At 69.1% G+C, this 15,083-nt stretch carries 17 protein-coding genes and 1 tRNA gene; 13 read left to right on the forward strand and 5 right to left on the reverse strand.

The window, feature by feature from the left end; all coding sequences use genetic code 11:
• Window positions 1–3: 3 nt before the first annotated feature.
• The 8 genes from ABTW65_RS09220 to ABTW65_RS09255 all read left to right on the forward strand — a co-directional run bounded on the left by ABTW65_RS09220 (window position 4) and on the right by ABTW65_RS09255 (window position 6,224).
• On the forward strand, window positions 4–1,254 hold the full coding sequence (locus ABTW65_RS09220) for a glutamate-5-semialdehyde dehydrogenase (protein ID WP_350659738.1): 1,251 nt from the start codon (window positions 4–6) through the stop codon (window positions 1,252–1,254).
• 30 nt (window positions 1,255–1,284) lie between these two features.
• Window positions 1,285–1,446, forward strand: a complete 162-nt coding sequence (locus tag ABTW65_RS09225) for a hypothetical protein (protein ID WP_350659739.1) — start codon at window positions 1,285–1,287, stop codon at window positions 1,444–1,446.
• 11 nt (window positions 1,447–1,457) lie between these two features.
• The gene (gene nadD, locus ABTW65_RS09230) at window positions 1,458–2,147 is read left to right on the forward strand and encodes a nicotinate-nucleotide adenylyltransferase (RefSeq protein ID WP_350659740.1); all 690 of its coding nucleotides are present in this window, start codon (window positions 1,458–1,460) and stop codon (window positions 2,145–2,147) included.
• On the forward strand, window positions 2,144–2,518 hold the full coding sequence (gene rsfS, locus ABTW65_RS09235) for a ribosome silencing factor (RefSeq protein ID WP_350659741.1): 375 nt from the start codon (window positions 2,144–2,146) through the stop codon (window positions 2,516–2,518). Before nadD ends, rsfS begins: the two co-directional genes overlap by 4 nt.
• A 6-nt stretch (window positions 2,519–2,524) precedes the next feature.
• Window positions 2,525–3,160: a histidine phosphatase family protein gene (locus ABTW65_RS09240; protein WP_350659743.1), complete on the forward strand. Its 636-nt coding sequence runs from the start codon at window positions 2,525–2,527 to the stop codon at window positions 3,158–3,160.
• Between the two features lie 63 nt (window positions 3,161–3,223).
• A tRNA-Ala gene (locus tag ABTW65_RS09245) sits at window positions 3,224–3,296 on the forward strand.
• Window positions 3,297–3,747: 451 nt separating this feature from the next.
• Window positions 3,748–5,403: a tannase/feruloyl esterase family alpha/beta hydrolase gene (locus tag ABTW65_RS09250; protein WP_350659744.1), complete on the forward strand. Its 1,656-nt coding sequence runs from the start codon at window positions 3,748–3,750 to the stop codon at window positions 5,401–5,403.
• A 242-nt stretch (window positions 5,404–5,645) separates the two neighbouring features.
• Window positions 5,646–6,224 carry a nuclear transport factor 2 family protein gene (locus ABTW65_RS09255; protein WP_350659745.1) on the forward strand — a complete coding sequence of 193 codons (579 nt, stop codon included), beginning with the start codon at window positions 5,646–5,648 and terminating at the stop codon, window positions 6,222–6,224.
• 7 nt (window positions 6,225–6,231) lie between these two features.
• Here ABTW65_RS09255 and ABTW65_RS09260 read toward each other — a convergent pair whose 3' ends face one another.
• The 5 genes from ABTW65_RS09260 to ABTW65_RS09280 form a co-directional block, all read right to left on the reverse strand.
• Window positions 6,232–6,885: a response regulator transcription factor gene (locus tag ABTW65_RS09260; protein WP_350659746.1), complete on the reverse strand. Its 654-nt coding sequence runs from the start codon at window positions 6,883–6,885 to the stop codon at window positions 6,232–6,234.
• Window positions 6,886–7,002: 117 nt separating this feature from the next.
• A complete protein-coding gene (locus tag ABTW65_RS09265) occupies window positions 7,003–8,271 on the reverse strand; it encodes an amidase (RefSeq protein WP_350659747.1) in 1,269 nt (422 codons plus the stop codon).
• Entirely contained in the window at window positions 8,268–8,558 is a 291-nt protein-coding gene (locus ABTW65_RS09270) for a hypothetical protein (protein ID WP_350659748.1), read from the reverse strand. Before ABTW65_RS09270 ends, ABTW65_RS09265 begins: the two co-directional genes overlap by 4 nt.
• Window positions 8,555–9,082, reverse strand: coding sequence for a flavin reductase (locus tag ABTW65_RS09275; protein WP_350659749.1), 528 nt, complete (start codon window positions 9,080–9,082; stop codon window positions 8,555–8,557). Before ABTW65_RS09275 ends, ABTW65_RS09270 begins: the two co-directional genes overlap by 4 nt.
• 107 nt (window positions 9,083–9,189) lie before the next feature.
• Window positions 9,190–10,710, reverse strand: a complete 1,521-nt coding sequence (locus ABTW65_RS09280; RefSeq protein WP_350659750.1) for a PAS domain-containing sensor histidine kinase — start codon at window positions 10,708–10,710, stop codon at window positions 9,190–9,192.
• A gap of 194 nt (window positions 10,711–10,904) precedes the next feature.
• Here ABTW65_RS09280 and ABTW65_RS09285 point away from each other — a divergent pair, with 194 nt between their 5' ends.
• Genes ABTW65_RS09285 through ABTW65_RS09305 form a run of 5 tightly spaced genes read left to right on the forward strand, consistent with a single transcriptional unit; the run spans window position 10,905 to window position 15,067 of the window.
• Window positions 10,905–12,059: an acyl-CoA dehydrogenase family protein gene (locus tag ABTW65_RS09285; protein WP_350659752.1), complete on the forward strand. Its 1,155-nt coding sequence runs from the start codon at window positions 10,905–10,907 to the stop codon at window positions 12,057–12,059.
• Window positions 12,060–12,102: 43 nt separating this feature from the next.
• The gene (locus ABTW65_RS09290; protein WP_350659753.1) at window positions 12,103–12,489 is read left to right on the forward strand and encodes a hypothetical protein; all 387 of its coding nucleotides are present in this window, start codon (window positions 12,103–12,105) and stop codon (window positions 12,487–12,489) included.
• A gap of 1 nt (window position 12,490) precedes the next feature.
• Window positions 12,491–13,789, forward strand: coding sequence for an aromatic ring-hydroxylating oxygenase subunit alpha (locus tag ABTW65_RS09295; RefSeq protein ID WP_350659754.1), 1,299 nt, complete (start codon window positions 12,491–12,493; stop codon window positions 13,787–13,789).
• Window positions 13,782–14,312 carry an aromatic-ring-hydroxylating dioxygenase subunit beta gene (locus tag ABTW65_RS09300; RefSeq protein WP_350659755.1) on the forward strand — a complete coding sequence of 177 codons (531 nt, stop codon included), beginning with the start codon at window positions 13,782–13,784 and terminating at the stop codon, window positions 14,310–14,312. The genes ABTW65_RS09295 and ABTW65_RS09300 overlap by 8 nt, the downstream gene beginning before the upstream one ends.
• Window positions 14,309–15,067, forward strand: coding sequence for an SDR family NAD(P)-dependent oxidoreductase (locus tag ABTW65_RS09305; protein WP_350659756.1), 759 nt, complete (start codon window positions 14,309–14,311; stop codon window positions 15,065–15,067). Before ABTW65_RS09300 ends, ABTW65_RS09305 begins: the two co-directional genes overlap by 4 nt.
• Window positions 15,068–15,083: the final 16 nt, after the last annotated feature.

The raw sequence follows: 15,083 nt of genomic DNA on the forward strand, positions 1-15,083 counted from the left end.
CTCATGAGCGCAGAGGCAGTGATCCGTGAGGTGGCGGCGAAGGCACGAGAGGCGAGCTACGAGCTCGCGGTCGCGCCACGCAGCGTGAAGGACGCGGCGCTGCACGCGATGGCTGACGCCCTCCTGGAGCGGTCCGACGAGGTGCTGGCGGCCAACGCGGCCGACATCGCCCGCGCCGAGGCCTCGGGCAGCCCGGCCAACATCATCGACCGCCTCACCCTGAACCCCGAGCGTCTCGACGGCATCGCCGCCGCGCTCCGCGAGCTCGCTGCCCTCCCCGACCCCGTCGGAGACGTCGTACGCGGCAGCACCCTCGCCAACGGCCTCGAGCTGCGCCAGGTGCGGGTGCCGTTCGGTGTCGTCGGGATGATCTACGAGGCTCGCCCCAACGTGACCGTGGACGCGGCCGGGATCTGCCTGAAGTCCGGCAACGCGGCGCTCCTGCGCGGCTCCTCCAACATCGCGTCGAGCAACGTGGCGATCGCCGCCGTGCTCCGCGACGCCGTCGTCTCCGTCGGCCTCCCGGCCGACGTGATCCAGGTCGTACCCGGTGAGGGCCACGACTCGGTCAAGGCGCTGATGCGGGCCCGCGGCCTGGTCGACGTGCTCATCCCGCGCGGTGGCGCCGGGCTGATCCGCAGCGTCGTCGAGGAGTCGACGGTGCCGGTCATCGAGACGGGGGTGGGCAACGTACACGTCTACGTCGACAAGGCCGCCGACCTCGAGAAGGCGGTCTCGATCGTGGTCAACTCCAAGACCCAGCGCACGAGCGTGTGCAACTCCGCCGAGTCGCTGCTCGTGCACGCCGACATCGCCAAGTCGTTCCTGCCCATGATCGTCCCCGCCCTGCAGGAGCGTGGGGTGCAGATCCACGGCGACGAGGCCTTCCAGGCGTACGACCTAGTCGAGCCCGCCACCGACGAGGACTATGCGGCCGAGTTCCTGGCGCTGAAGATCAGCGCAGCGGTCGTACCCGATCTCGACGCCGCCATCGCCCACATCCGGCGCTGGTCCAGCGGTCACACCGAGGCGATCCTGACCGAGGACCTGGCCGCGGCCCGGCGGTTCACGGCAGCCGTTGACTCCGCGGCGGTCATGGTCAACGCCTCGACGCGGTTCACCGACGGCGGCGAGTTCGGCTTCGGCGCGGAGATCGGGATCTCGACCCAGAAGCTGCACGCCCGCGGCCCGATGGGGCTGCCCGAGATGACCTCGACGAAGTATGTCGTCACCGGGGACGGGCACGTGCGCTAGCGACAGCTGCCACAAGGTAATCTGTGCGCCATGTCGAACTCTGTTGTGTCGAGCATCATCACCTCCGCTGAGCACGGGGCCGAGCACGGCACCTCTGGCATCGAGTGGGTCATCGGCGGCGGCGCCCTGGCGATCCTGATCTTCGCGCTCCTGGTCCTGGTCTGGTTCGCCGGTGGCCGTGAGCACTCCTGAGCGCTGATCTGATGGGCAGCGGGGGAGCGCCCGAGCCAGGTCTGGAGGGCCTGACCGGCAAGCGCCGTGTCGGGGTGATGGGTGGCACCTTCGATCCCATCCACCACGGCCACCTGGTGGCGGCCTCCGAGGTGCAGTCGTTCTTCGACCTCGACGAGGTCGTCTTCGTGCCGACGGGCGACCCGTGGCAGAAGGCCGACCGCGACGTCTCGCCGGCCGAGCACCGCTACCTGATGACGGTCATCGCGACCGCCGCCAACCCTCGCTTCACCGTGAGCAGGGTCGACATCGACCGGGCCGGCCGGACCTACACCATCGACACGCTGCGTGATCTCGCCAAGGCGTTGCCGGACTCCGATCTCTACTTCATCACCGGGGCCGACGCACTCGCCGAGATCTTCACCTGGCGTGACACCGACGAGCTCTTCGAGCTCGCCCAGTTCGTGGGGTGCACGCGCCCGGGGTACGCCATGGATCCCGAGGTCATCGCGAAGATCCCCTCCGACCGCATCACCATGCTCGAGATCCCGGCTCTGGCGATCTCCTCCTCCGACTGCCGCGAGCGGCGTCACCGTGGCGAGCCGGTCTGGTATCTCGTCCCCGACGGCGTGGTGCAGTACATCGGCAAGCACGACCTCTACCGGCCCAAGGAAACCAGGGCCCCTCAATCCAAGACTCTCCACCATAAGGACCGCGTATGACCGCGACCGAGCACGCCATCGAGCTCACCATCACTGCCGCCCGGGCGGCCTCGGACAAGAAGGCCGGCCACATCATGGCCTTCGACGTCAGCGACCAGCTGGCCATCACCGACGCCTTCGTGCTGGCCTCCGCCCCCAACGAGCGGCAGGTGCAGTCGATCGTCGACGAGGTCGAGCTGAAGCTGCGCGACCTCGGCTCCAAGCCGCTGCGCCGCGAGGGGCACAAGGAGGGGCGCTGGGTGCTGCTCGACTACGGCGAGATCGTCGTGCACGTCCAGCACGAGGAGGAGCGCCAGTTCTACGCCCTCGAGCGGCTCTGGCGTGACTGCCCGTCGATCTCGCTGCCCGCCGACGTCGTCTCCGAAGGCTGAGGGCCGGTGGTCGAGCCTGCCGAGATCCGCCGCCTCATCCTGCTCCGTCACGGGGTCACCGGCTGGAACGCCGACGGCCGCTACCAGGGCCAGACCGACATCGAGCTGGCCGAGACCGGCCACCAGCAGGCCAAGGCCGCCGCTCGCGCGCTCGGGACGACCTTCGCCGTCACCCGCCTCGTCTCCTCGGACCTGATGCGGGCACGGCAGACCGCTGCGTACGTCGCCGAGGAGACCGGCCTGGAGGCCGCGTACGATCCGCGGCTGCGGGAGGTCTGCGCGGGGGAGGCCGAGGGGATGAACCGTGCCGAGATCTTCGAGCGCTTCGGTGAGATGCCGGCCAGCTGGGAGCCCTACGGCGGGGAGTCGTGGCCCACGGTCGCGGCACGTTTCAGCGGCGCGCTCCACGACGTCGCCGAGACCGTCGCGCCCGGCGAGACCGTCGTGGTCGTCGCTCACGGCGGCGCCATCCGGCAGGGTCTGGCCGCCTTCCTCGGCTGGGACCCGTCCGTCGTCACCACCCTCGCCCCGCTGACGAACTGCGCCTGGATCGAGCTCACCGCCCGGGAGTCCGCCCACGGTCTCATCCCGTCGGCGCCCTGGCGGCTCGCGACCTACGGAATGGGGACCCCGATTTCGTGATCGCGGAAGCATTCCGCTACTGTTCTTCTCGTTGCCCGGGGTGATCGACCGGGACAACGCCACGGGGGTGTGGCGCAGCTGGTAGCGCATCTGCATGGCATGCAGAGGGTCAGGGGTTCGAGTCCCCTCACCTCCACCGAAACACCTGATCAGAGCCGTGTTCTGAGCCTTCACCGAAGGTTGAGAACACGGCTTGATCGCTTTTGAGGCGCACCTGTTTGTTCCGGTTTCGGACCGTCTGCCCGTCGCCATCTTCCGGGCTGAATCTCTGTCGCAAGACAGGTTCGCATCACTTGCTCGTGTGCGTGCAAGGCGGGGGAGTGGCCCACAGACTCACGTCCGCAACCTCGCCCCACCGACTCCCTCGCGCGACCTCTCATGACCACACCGTTCGGGGAGATCGCGCCGGTTCGAAGGCCTTACTCGGATAAGGATTTCTCCCGTATGACCGTGGTGATCGCCTTCCTATTCTGAGGCGACATCAGTCGGTCAGCGCGGACCGCTCAGCCGATTACGGGACTGGTGAACGTACGAGCTGGGCGCAAGCATGCCGCCGCCCCGACTCGCAAACCTCGAAGGGTGGAACCATGACTGTTCGACGGCCGGGGAGCTCCGGGGGCACGCTGCGCGTGCTCGTCGGGATAGCGTCCCTTTTCGCACTCAGTCTCCAGATCGTCGGAGCAGCGCCCAGCGCTGCCGACACCGACGCCGGCAGCGCCCGCTGCGAGGAGCTCACCGAACTCTCGGTGCCTGACACCGAGATCACGGCCAGCGAGCTCGTTCCCGCCGGTGACTACGTGGACGCGGAGGGCACGGTCCATCGCGACCTGCCCGAGTTCTGCCGGGTGGCCGCGACCGTCGCCCCGAGCCTGAAGTTCGAGGTCTGGTTGCCGACGGTCACGTGGAACGAGCGGTTCCTGGGGGTGGGCAACGGTGGCTTCGCCGGAAACATCAGCTACGACGCGATGGCTCCGGCTCTCTCGGCCGGCTATGCGACGGCGTCCACCGACACGGGCCACTCCGACACCGACTCGACCAACTCCTGGATCAGCAACCCGACCCAGCTCGAGATGTGGGGGCGGACCTCGATCCACCTGATGACGGTGCGCGCCAAGCAGATCCTGACCGCGTTCAACGAGAAGGCGCCGAAGTTCTCCTACTTCGAGGGCGGCTCCACCGGCGGCCGCCAGGCGATGGACCAGGCGGAGTTCTTCCCCAACGACTACGACGGCATCGTCTCGCACAGTCCTGGCATGGACTACAGCCACGTGATGATGGCGGTGCTGTGGACCGCGCAGCGCCTCGCGGAGAGCCCGAGCGGCGCTCTCGACGGCGGTGACCGCAAGCTCCTCAACGACACCGTGTTGGCTGCCTGCGGTGGCCGGGACGGAGTCGCCGGCGACCCGTTCCTGAACGATCCGCGGGACTGTCACTACAAGGTCAAGCGGCTGGAATGCCGCTCCGGGACGAGTGCGGGGTGCCTGACGGCGGAGCAGGTCAGGACGGCGGAACACGTCTACGCCAAGGTTGCCAACCAGGGGACGGGTGAGCACATCTACCCGGGATTCGCCTACGGCAGCGAGGCGGCGTGGAATTTCACTGCAGAGCGACAGGCACTCGTCTCCTATCCGCAGGCGCTGCTCGGCAGGGCCGTGTTCGACGATCCCCAGTGGGACTGGCGCAGCTTCGACTGGGATGAGGACGTGAATCTGGTGGAGGAGAAGCTGAGCCCCAAGATCGACCCCACGCGTACCGACCTCTCGAAGTTCGACGCACGTGGCGGCAAGCTGATCATGACCCAGGGATGGGCCGACCCGTTCCAGTCGGGCAGTCTGCCGATCGAGTACTACACCCGGGTCCTCCTCGAGCGGAACGGCTCGACGGTGCGCTCGGCTCTCCGAGACGTCCAGGAGTTCTACCGACTCTTCATGATCCCTGGCGGCGGGCACGTCAGCGGGGGAGTGGGCCCCAACTCGTTCGATGCTCTGGCCGCCGTGCGGGCCTGGGTCGAGCAGGGGATCGCTCCGAAGCAGATGGTCGCCACCAAGTACGAGAACGACCGTCCGGAGAACCGGGTCGTGATGTCGAGGCCGCTGTGTCCGTACCCCCAGATCGCAGGGTACGTCGGCGCTGGGCCCACCACGGAGGCGAGCAGCTTCCGGTGCGAGAACGACTGGGGCGACTTCGCCGAGGACGTGGCACGCGAGCAGCAGCGCATGCAGCTCCGGGAGCCGAGCAACTGATGGTCAGCGGCTGGTTTGTCGAGGGCGGGACTCGAGCGCGGGAGGGATGATGGAAGCCTGGACGCCGCCGTCGATCAGGACGGCGGCGTCCGCTGGGTCGATCTCGACCTGGAGGGCAACGACGCGGTGGCGGTGGGATAGGGGATTACCTCAGCAACCTGCGGTCATTGCCACTTGAGCGGCTCGGCAGGGCTTCCTAGCGTGGGAGTTCAGCTGCCATAGGCATGGACCCGAGGAGAAGCATGACCAGCACCCCCGACACCGACACGATCGCCGACACGATCACGGCCCTGCTGCGCCGGGTGGAGGCCCTCGAATCGGAGGCGGAGATCCGCCGGCTGGAGGCGTGCTACATGTTCCTCTGCGACACGCCCTGCCCGGAGTTCGGTGTCAGCGATGACGCCCAGCGGATCGACCTGATCATGGACCTCTACACCGAGGACGCGGTCTGGGAGGGCGTCGGGGAGTACTACGACGGTCAGTTCGGGAAGGCCGAGGGAAAGGCCGCGATCCGCGCGCACTTCGAGAGGTTCTGGGGAGAGAAGCAGGACCCGGCCCTGCTGCTCAACGCCCACTACCTGACCTCCGAGCAGATCCACGTCGACGGTGACGAGGCCGAGGGCCAGTGGATCCACATGCAGCCATGGCTCTTCTCCGACGGCACGGCGATGCTCCGCTCCAGCCGACTGAACAACGCCTTCCGCCGGGTCGACGGAACCTGGCGGATCAGCCGGACCCGCACCGAGAACGTCTTCATCGCACCGCTCTCGCCGACCTGGGCGGAGTCCTACCCGTCGGCGTCGGTGCTGATGGCGCCCTGAGCAGAGCTCAGACGGTCACCTGGTAGAGGAGCACGTCGCGGACGAGGGTGCCGAGGCTGTCGGAGCAGGTCTTCGCCTTGATCCGGGCTCGGTGGACGTCGACCGTCTTGACGCTGGTGCCGAGCTCCCGGGCGATGTGCTGGCTGGGCAGGCCGTCGATGACCAGGCGCAGGACCTCGAGCTCGCGCGGGGTGAGCTGGTCGACCCGGGTCTGCACCTCGCGGCGTACGGCATCGACGGCGAACCGCCTGCCCGCCTCGAGGAGCTGCTCCTGGACGACCTCCAGCATCTGCTGGGAGTCGTACGGCTTCTCGAGGAAGTCGACGGCGCCGTGCTGCATCGCCCGCACCGACATGGGCACGTCGCCATGCGCGGAGCAGAAGATGACCGGTGCCGGGTAGTCCTGCTGGCGAAGCGTCTCCTGCAGCTGGAAGCCGCTGACCCCAGGCATCCTGACGTCGACGATGAGGACCGCCGGTTCGGTCGCGTCGTACTCATCGAGGAACGTGGTGGCGTCGGGATAGGTCAGTGCCTCGATGCCGACGGTCTCCAGCAGGAAGACCAGCGACTGCCGGAGGTCGTGGTCGTCGTCGACGATGTGGACGACCGGAGCGCGGGTGACGGCGGTGGCTTCCGGCCGGGGGAGTTCAGTGATGCTCATCGGTGTCGCCTTGCTCGTGGGGATGGTCATCGACGGTACGTCGTCGCTGTTACTCAGCCGTTTCGTCATCGTGCTTCACTCATCCCTCGTGGTGTGACCAGGGCCATATGCCCAGGATCAGCACACCAGGCTTTGCTCGACGGTGCACGCTGCGGCCAGGAGGTGGTCCTCACCGAGGCGGCGGCCGACCACCTGGATGCCTAGCGGCATGCCCTCGGCATCCCGTAGCCCGGGGACTGTCACGACGGGTAGGCCGAGCGCCTGCCACGGCCGGCTCAGCACCGGGTCACCGGTCGCGCCGAGCCCTCGGGGAGCGGGGCCAGGGGCTGCGGCTCCGACCACGACGTCGTACCCCGCGAGGAGCCCGGCGACCCGCTCACGGCCTCGCGCGATCAGGCCGAGGGCCGTCTCGTAGTCGCTCCGGCTGGTCGCGGCACCCGTACGCAGCAGCCCGGCCAACGGCTCGGACAGCTGGTCGGCTGCCGCCAGTTCCGCGGCGCGCTCACGGGCGGCCTCGTACGCCATGACCACGGGGTGCGCGGCGGCGAGGTCGGCGACCAGTTGCTCCTCGGGGAAGTCGCGGACGATGGCGCCGCTCGCCTGCAGTGCGGCCCGGGTGGTCTCCAGGGCGCCCCGCATCGCTGGATCCAGGACACCGATCGGTGCGGCAGACCAGAGCAGCGCGCGCAGCGGCTCGCCTCGTGGCGGCGTGCCCTCTCGGGCGACGTCCGCGCCGCCGCTCAGCGCGGACCAGGCCAGCGCGAGGTCACCCGCCGTCGCGGCGTACACACCGTGGCTGTCGAGGCTCGGGCTCAGCCCCGTGACGCCGTCGACCGGGAAGCGACCGTTGGTCATCACCAGGGCTGCGACCCCGCAGTACGCCGCCGGGCGGGTCACCGAGCCGGCGGTCTGCGATCCCAGGGCGAGCGGCACCTGCCCGGAGCCGACGGCCGCTGCCGAGCCGCTGGAGGAGCCGCCGGGGGTGTGGTCGGTCGCGGCCGGGTTGGCCGTGGGGCCGGGGGAGAAGAAGGCGAACTCGGTCGTGACGGTCTTGCCCACAGGTACTGCACCGGTCCGGCGCCACTCCGCGACTATCGCCGCGTCCTTGTCGGCAGGCGGGGCGTCCGCACGGAGCCCAGAGCCGCATCTGGTCGGCAGGCCGGCGACGTCGATGATGTCCTTGACGCCCAGAGGCACGCCCGCCAGGGGCCCGGAGCCAGCGCCCAGATCCGGGTCCTCCCGGACGACCCAGGCGTTGATCCCGGGCTCGGTCTCCGCGATCCGCTTCGCGGAGCGGGCCATCGCCTCGGCCGGCGTGGTGGCGCCTCGGGCGAGGTCGGTGACGAGGTCACGCAGCGACCAGGGCTGCCACAGCGACGTGCTCATGCGTCCTCCCAGCTGGCGTCGGCGGTCCAGTAGTCCATCCCGCTCGCGGACACGGCATGGCGCCATTCGGAGGTGCGCCGCAGGGTCGGCTCGATCCGGGACGTGACCTGGTCGGCGATCTCGGGTCCGTCGCCAGGGACCTCCCAGTGCACCCAGTTGAGCTCGTGGCCGGCGGCGTCGTGGACGAAGAGGTCCACGTGCTGCCAGCCGTACCCGTGGGTGTCGGTGTAGCACATCAGCGTCATCCGAGCACCCGCCTCCATCATCATCGCGCTCCTTCGGCTCATGCGGAGAGCTCGGTGGGGTGCAGGGTGTGGAAGCGGCGCTGGAAGTAGACCAGGCCGCCGGTGTCGTCGCGGCTGTTGACGGCTTCGACCTCGACGAAGAGCACCGTGTGCGAGCCGTGCGAACGGTGGTCCGCGACCCGTCCGATGACCGTCGCGACGGCACCGCGCAGGACGGGGACGCCGTGGCTGTCGTGCTCCCATTCCGGCTCGGAGAGCCGGTCGCTCATCGACACGTCGCTCGCTCCGGCGAAGCGCATCGCGATCGGCTCGTGCTCGGCGCCGAGCACGTTGATGCCGACCCGCTTGTTCTCGACGAAGAAGTCGTGGGTGTAGCTGGACCGATTGACGCAGACGAGCATCGTCGGCGGACTGTCGGTGACCGAGCACGTCGCGCTCACCGTGATGCCGGCCGGCCCACGCGGGCCGTCGGTGGTGACGATGTTGACCGCTGCCGAAAGATTCGACATCGCGGCTCGGAAGGCGCGCTGGGTCGGGGTCAGCTCGGGATGGGTCGTGGTTGACAACCTGGGCCTCCTACCGGGTCGGATACCTCGACCGTAGGCAGTGTCGCGCCGCCGCGGAATCGAGAGTTCCTCGACGGAGGATGAGGATTTCCCCTACGCCGACCCGGCTACGCGTGGGGCAGTGTGAAGGCGAATCGGGTGCCACCGCCCTCGCGCGACTCGGCCCAGATCATGCCGTGCTGACGGGTGATGATCCGATAGCTCAGGGCCAGCCCGATCCCGCTCCCGCGCTCCTTGGACGTGAACGACTCCGCGAACGGGTCCTGCGTCAGACCGCGCCCGCGGTCCTCGACGGTCACCATCCCCGAGGTCTTTCGGTCGTACGTCGCGGTGCTGGTGCTGATCCGGAGCACCCGGTTGTCCGGCTCGCACTGGCTCAGCTCGTCGACGGCGTTGAAGCAGAGGTTGAGCACCACCTGCCCGGTCAGCACTCGTTCGCAGCGCACGGGGACCGGGTCCGAGCAGAGATCGAGCTCGACCTCGATCCCCGCGGGGTCCGCCCGCAGCCCGACGAAGTAGAGGCACTCCTCGATCACGTCGTTGAGGTCCACGCGGCCCGAGACCTGCTCCAGATGGCCGACATAGGAGCGTACGGAGCTGACGATCGTCGCCGCCCGCTCGATCTGGCGCTCGGCACCGTCCAGCCCGAACTCGAGCATCTCGGTGGTGCCCTCGGCCGTCTCGGCACAGCCCTCGAGCGTCCGTGCCCGGGCGCGGACGCCGGCCAGGAAGTTGTTCGCCGCGGCCAGGGGCTGGCCCAGCTCGTGCGCGATGGCCATCGCCATGTCACCCATCGCGTTGTAGCGGGCCAGATAGTTCTCCTGGTCGTACGCCTGCTCGGCACGCACCCGCTCGGAGATGTCGTAGACGGTCAGCACGAACTCCGCGATCCCGGGCTGATGCATCCGCTCGAGGGTTCCGCCCAGCCAGGCGGACCGGGACGGGCCGGCTCCGGCGCGGCGGCGCAGCCGCAGCCGGACGGTGGCGATGGGATCGGCCGCGCCGACCGCCGCCGACCAGCCGGTGCGCTCGCGGTCGCCTCGACGGTCGATCTGGACCGAGGCGACGTCGTCCAGACGCTGCCCTGCCATGTCGGTGCGGGACACCCCGAACTGGGCGAGAGCCTGGTCGGTCACGTGCTGGACCACGCCGTCCGGGCTCAGCACGACGACCCCTGCGGCGGTGTGCCGGCTCAGCGTCTCGACGTACGCCGTGGTCTGTCTCAGCTCGCGCTCGACCGCCTGCTCGCGCTCGATGTCGCGGAACTGCACCATCACCGCCGGACCCTGGGCCAGCTCGACGCGGGTCGCGACCGCCTCGGTCGGGACCACCCGGCCGGTGCTCGAGCGGTAGTGCCACTCGATCCTGCTCCGGCCCTTCTCGACCGCCTCCTGCAACCACGCCCTGCCGATCACCCGGTCGTACTCCTGGGCGGAGCTGCTCATCTCGTTGGCCTTGAGCGGCCGCAGCTCGGTGACGCTCCACTCGAGCAGTTCGCACGCGGCGGGGTTGGCCCAGATGATGTTCTGCGTCTCGGCGTCGTGGATCAGCACGCACAGCGAGGTCGCGTTCATCATCGCGAGGAAGTCGGTATGGACCAGCTCGGGCGCCTGTGGGTCGACCTGCATCTGGTCAGGATAGGTCGCCGGATGAGGCCCGGGCGCTGAAGAAATCCCCTACGCGGGGCAGTGAGGCCCCCTCATCCGCGCCGGGCATTCCCAATTCCCGCCGCACGGCGAGCCTCATAGCGTCGAACCCGGCGGTCGGCACCCGACCGGTCCGACACATCCCGACCCGACGCATCCAACTCAGAGGAGCCGACATGGCCCAGACCCAGGAGATCCAGCCGGAGACGGCCGCTGCGCCGCTCACCCTGGAGGACGTCCTGTCGGAGCTGGCTGCCCGGCGTGGTGAGTTCCACGAGCAGAGCTACGTTCCCCGTGACTTCATCGACCGGCTCAAGGAGGTGGGCGTCTACCGGAGCTCGGCTCCGCGGATGTTCGGAGGCGAGCCGATGGCCCCAGCCGACTTCCTAGAGGTCGTCGAGCGGATCTCGGCCGTCGACGGGTCGACCGGATGGGTCGCGGCCTTCGGTTCCGCGCTCACCTACCTGGCGGCGCTCCCGCTCGAGACCCAGGCCGAGCTGTACGCCGGCGGCCCCGATGTCGTCTTCGCGGGCGGATTGTTCCCGGTGCAGCCGGTGACCCCCACCGAGCGCGGCTTCATCGTCGACGGTCGCTGGAAGTTCGCCAGCGGTTGCATGGGCGCCGACGTGCTGGGTGTCGGCATCCCCAGCGACGACGCCTCCGGGGGCAAGCCGCGTAGCGCTCTGCTGCTACCCGAGCAGGTCGAGATCGTGCAGGACTGGGACGTCGCCGGGATGCGCGCGTCGGGCTCGTTCGATCTGGTCGTCAAGGAGGTCGAGGTCGCCCGCGAGTGGACGTTCGTCCGTGGTGGAGAGCCGACCGTCGACGAGCCACTCTTCCGCTACCCCACGATCGGCTACCAGGCTCAGGTCCATGCCGCGGTCGGCCTCGGAGTCGCGCAGGCGGCGCTCACCTTCGCCCAGCAGGCGGGTTCGCGCACCGGCGTGACCGGCGCACCGCCCCTGGCCGCCCGCGCCTACTACCGCACCTCCTACGCCGAGAGCTATGCCGCGCTGCGTTCGGCGCGCGCGTTCTACTACGAGGTCGCTGAGGAGGTCTGGAGCAGCGTCGTCGCCGGCGACGAGGTCCTCCCCGAGCAACATGCCCGGATCCGGCTCTCCGCCACCCACCTGGCGTCCACCGCGGCCCGCATCGTCGCCGACCTCTGCACCATCTCGGGCACCGGCACCATCGCGAACCAGCACCCGCTGCAGCGGCTTCGCCGAGACGCCGAGGTCCCCCAGGTGCACGCGTTCCTCGGCCCCTCGATGTACGACGCCGCCGGTGCAGTGCTGCTCGGCCAGGAGCCGACCGTCCCCGGATTCATGTGAGCGGACCCACCAGCCGCCCGTCCCACGATCCCAAGGAGACCCGATGAGCGAACCAACACCACTCCGCGTCCTGTTCTGCATCGGTATCAACCAGAACTTCTTCGACCTGCCCAGCGCTGGCATCACCGTCGACGACGTGTGGAGAGCCTTCGTCGAGATGATGGACGGCATCAAGGCGCTGCCGGGGGTCGACTTCATCGGGGACATCGACGACGACGCGCACATGGTCGGTCCCTCCGACTCCTGGCCGTGGACCTGCTACCTGCTGGCCGACGTCGACTCCCAGGAGACCGTCAGGGCCGCCTGCAACCTGTTCCGCACCATCGCGGTGGGTGAGGGCGACTTCAAGCTCTGGAGATACGCCAAGGTCGAGGCGCGGATGGGCAGAGCCCTCACCCCGCGCTCCTACGAGCCCGCGGAGGCGAACTGAGATGACCACCGAGATCACTGCATCCAACGTGTACGACGTCGCGCCGGCCGACCTGGTCCAGGGCGACCGGGTCGCGGGCCGGATGTACACCGACCCCGAGATCTTCGAGCAGGAGATGACCCGGATCTTCGAGCACACCTGGATCTGGGTCGCGCACGAGAGCGATCTGCCCAAGCCCGGCAGCTTCAAGTCGACGTACGTCGGCCGGCAGCCGGTCATCGTCTCGCGAGACCGCAAGGGGGCGATCCACACGCTCGTCAACCGCTGTCGGCATCGCGGCGCGAGCCTGTGCGAGAAGCGGACCGGCGAGGCCAACGGCTTCACCTGCCCCTACCACGCCTGGTCCTACAGCCTCGACGGCAAGCTGCGCGGCATCCCCTACCCGGAGGGCTACGAGGGTGTCCTGGACAAGAGCGAGCTCTCGCTCAAGCGGCTGCGCACCGAGTCGTACGGCGGCATGGTCTTCGCCACCCTCGACGAGGACATCGAGCCGCTCGAGGAGTTCCTCGGCGACGTGAAGGTGTGGATCGACCGGTTCATGAAGCAGGGTGGCGGCTACCCGGTCAAGGTGCTCGGCACCCACCAGTTCACCTTCGGTGGCAACTGGAAGATCCAGCTGGAGAACACCACCGACGGCTACCACTTCCCGATCGTGCACCGCTCCTGGATGGCGTCGGTCGACGCCGAGACCGCCGACATGATGTCGTTCATGACTGACCCCGAGGCGATCACCCACGACCTCGGCAACGGTCACAGCGTCATGCAGATGGTGCCGGAGCACTCCGACCTCGATGCCGACGACGGCACCGAGAAGCTCCAGGACCGGTTCGACGGGCTGATCGCCGACCTGCGGGCGGCCGGCCTGTCCGACTCGGCGATCCGCAAGGTGGTCCTGGCCATGCACGGCACGGGGTTCAACCTCAACCTCTTCCCGAACGTCTCCATGTCCGCGGCGTTCTTCCGGGTCCTGCGGCCGATCTCGGTCGACAAGACCGTCATCGAGCACGTCGCGATCGGCCCCGACGGCCCCGACGAAGTCGTGGGCCCGGTGAACCGCGCCCGGCTGCGGGTGCACGAGCACTTCCAGGGGCCGTTCGGTTTCGGCACCCCTGACGACGCGGAGGGATGGGACCGGGTCCAGCGGGGCGCGCAGGGCGCACCCGAGATGCCGATCCTGGTCAACCGCGGCGCGGCTCGGGAGAAGCCGAGCCCCGAGGGCTGGCCGACCTCACATGTCACCGACGAGACCGGGATGCGCGCTGCGTACGCCCAGTGGAAGCAGATGATGAGCGATGACTGAGACTCTCCCCGACACACGCACCGACACGCCTGCCACGTCGCTGGCGGACCCGCGCGTGCTGCGCGGGATCGAGCTGGCCTGGCGGGAGGCCGACCTGCTCGACCGGAAGGAGTACGCCACCTGGAACGCGCTCTACGCCCAAGACGGGCACTACGTCATCCCGATCGATCCGACCACGACCGACTTCGACAACACGCTGAACATGGTCTACGACGACGCCCGCATGCGCGCGATGCGCGTCACCCGGATGACCGAGGGGTACGCCCTCGCCGCCGTCGACTCGGCCACGACCACGCGCACCGTCTCGCGGTTCGTACCCGTCGAGGTCTCCGATGCCGAGGTCGTGCTGCGCGCCTCCCAGGTGCTGGTCGCGTTCAAGCGCGGCCGGCACGATCTGTGGGCCGGTGACGTGGAGTACCGGATCCGGCTGGGCGCCACCCCGGCCGAGGATCTGATCGTGCTCAAGGTCATCCGCCTGGTCGACAGCGAGGCCGCCGTCCCGGCGGCGGGGTTTCTGCTGTGACACCGCGATCCGAGGACCGGCCGGTCGCGGTCGTCACCGGCGCCGGCAACGGCCTCGGGGCGGTGATCGCCGCTCACCTGCACCGCACCGGTCACCGCGTGGCCGTCGTGGACATCGACGAAGCCGCCGCGAAGACGGTGGCCGGCGACCTGGACGGCACGGGCGAGACCGCCCGTGCGTACGGCCTCGACGTCACCGACCGGGAGGCGATCGAGGACCTGCTGGCCGCACTGTTGGAGAGCTGGGGCGACGTACACGTCCTGGTGAACAACGCTGCCCGGACCCAGGCGACCCCGCTGCTGGAGATCTCGTCCGAAGAGCTCGCCTCGGTGATGGCGGTCAACATCGGCGGCACCTTCGCCGCCTGCCAGGTGTTCGGACGGCACATGGCCGCTGCCGGCTACGGCCGGATCGTGAACCTCGGATCCCTCGCCGGTCAGAACGGCGGCACCGCCACCGGCGGTCACTACGCGTCATCCAAGGGCGCGGTGCTGGCGGCGACGAAGGTGTTCGCCCGTGAGCTCGCGAGCGCCGGAGTGACCGTCAACGCCGTGTCACCCGGACCGCTCGACCTCCCCGTCGTACGCCGCATCGTCGGCGAGGAGAACGTCGACCGGTTCGCCGAGACCATCCCCGTGGGCAGGCTCGGAAGCCCCGAGTTCATCGCCGAGATGGTCGCGCTGCTGGCCTCGCCGGGCGCGGCCTCGGTGACAGGAGCGTGCTGGGACGCCAACGGTGGCCTCTACGTGCGCTGATCACCACCGAGAGGAG

Origin of the sequence: Nocardioides sp. NPDC127503 (assembly GCF_040302165.1) — a bacterium.
Lineage (GTDB): Bacteria > Actinomycetota > Actinomycetes > Propionibacteriales > Nocardioidaceae > Nocardioides.

Bases quoted from the DNA above. Each gene is read 5' to 3' on its own strand.
- ABTW65_RS09220 (WP_350659738.1), top strand. From the start codon at position 4: ATGAGCGCAGAGGCAGTGATCCGTGAGGTGGCGGCGAAGGCACGAGAG.
- ABTW65_RS09225 (WP_350659739.1), top strand. From the start codon at position 1,285: ATGTCGAACTCTGTTGTGTCGAGCATCATCACCTCCGCTGAGCACGGG.
- nadD (WP_350659740.1), top strand. From the start codon at position 1,458: ATGGGCAGCGGGGGAGCGCCCGAGCCAGGTCTGGAGGGCCTGACCGGC.
- rsfS (WP_350659741.1), top strand. From the start codon at position 2,144: ATGACCGCGACCGAGCACGCCATCGAGCTCACCATCACTGCCGCCCGG.
- ABTW65_RS09250 (WP_350659744.1), top strand. From the start codon at position 3,748: ATGACTGTTCGACGGCCGGGGAGCTCCGGGGGCACGCTGCGCGTGCTC.
- ABTW65_RS09255 (WP_350659745.1), top strand. From the start codon at position 5,646: ATGACCAGCACCCCCGACACCGACACGATCGCCGACACGATCACGGCC.
- ABTW65_RS09260 (WP_350659746.1), bottom strand. From the start codon at position 6,885: ATGAGCATCACTGAACTCCCCCGGCCGGAAGCCACCGCCGTCACCCGC.
- ABTW65_RS09265 (WP_350659747.1), bottom strand. From the start codon at position 8,271: ATGAGCACGTCGCTGTGGCAGCCCTGGTCGCTGCGTGACCTCGTCACC.
- ABTW65_RS09270 (WP_350659748.1), bottom strand. From the start codon at position 8,558: ATGAGCCGAAGGAGCGCGATGATGATGGAGGCGGGTGCTCGGATGACG.
- ABTW65_RS09280 (WP_350659750.1), bottom strand. From the start codon at position 10,710: ATGCAGGTCGACCCACAGGCGCCCGAGCTGGTCCATACCGACTTCCTC.
- ABTW65_RS09285 (WP_350659752.1), top strand. From the start codon at position 10,905: ATGGCCCAGACCCAGGAGATCCAGCCGGAGACGGCCGCTGCGCCGCTC.
- ABTW65_RS09290 (WP_350659753.1), top strand. From the start codon at position 12,103: ATGAGCGAACCAACACCACTCCGCGTCCTGTTCTGCATCGGTATCAAC.
- ABTW65_RS09295 (WP_350659754.1), top strand. From the start codon at position 12,491: ATGACCACCGAGATCACTGCATCCAACGTGTACGACGTCGCGCCGGCC.
- ABTW65_RS09300 (WP_350659755.1), top strand. From the start codon at position 13,782: ATGACTGAGACTCTCCCCGACACACGCACCGACACGCCTGCCACGTCG.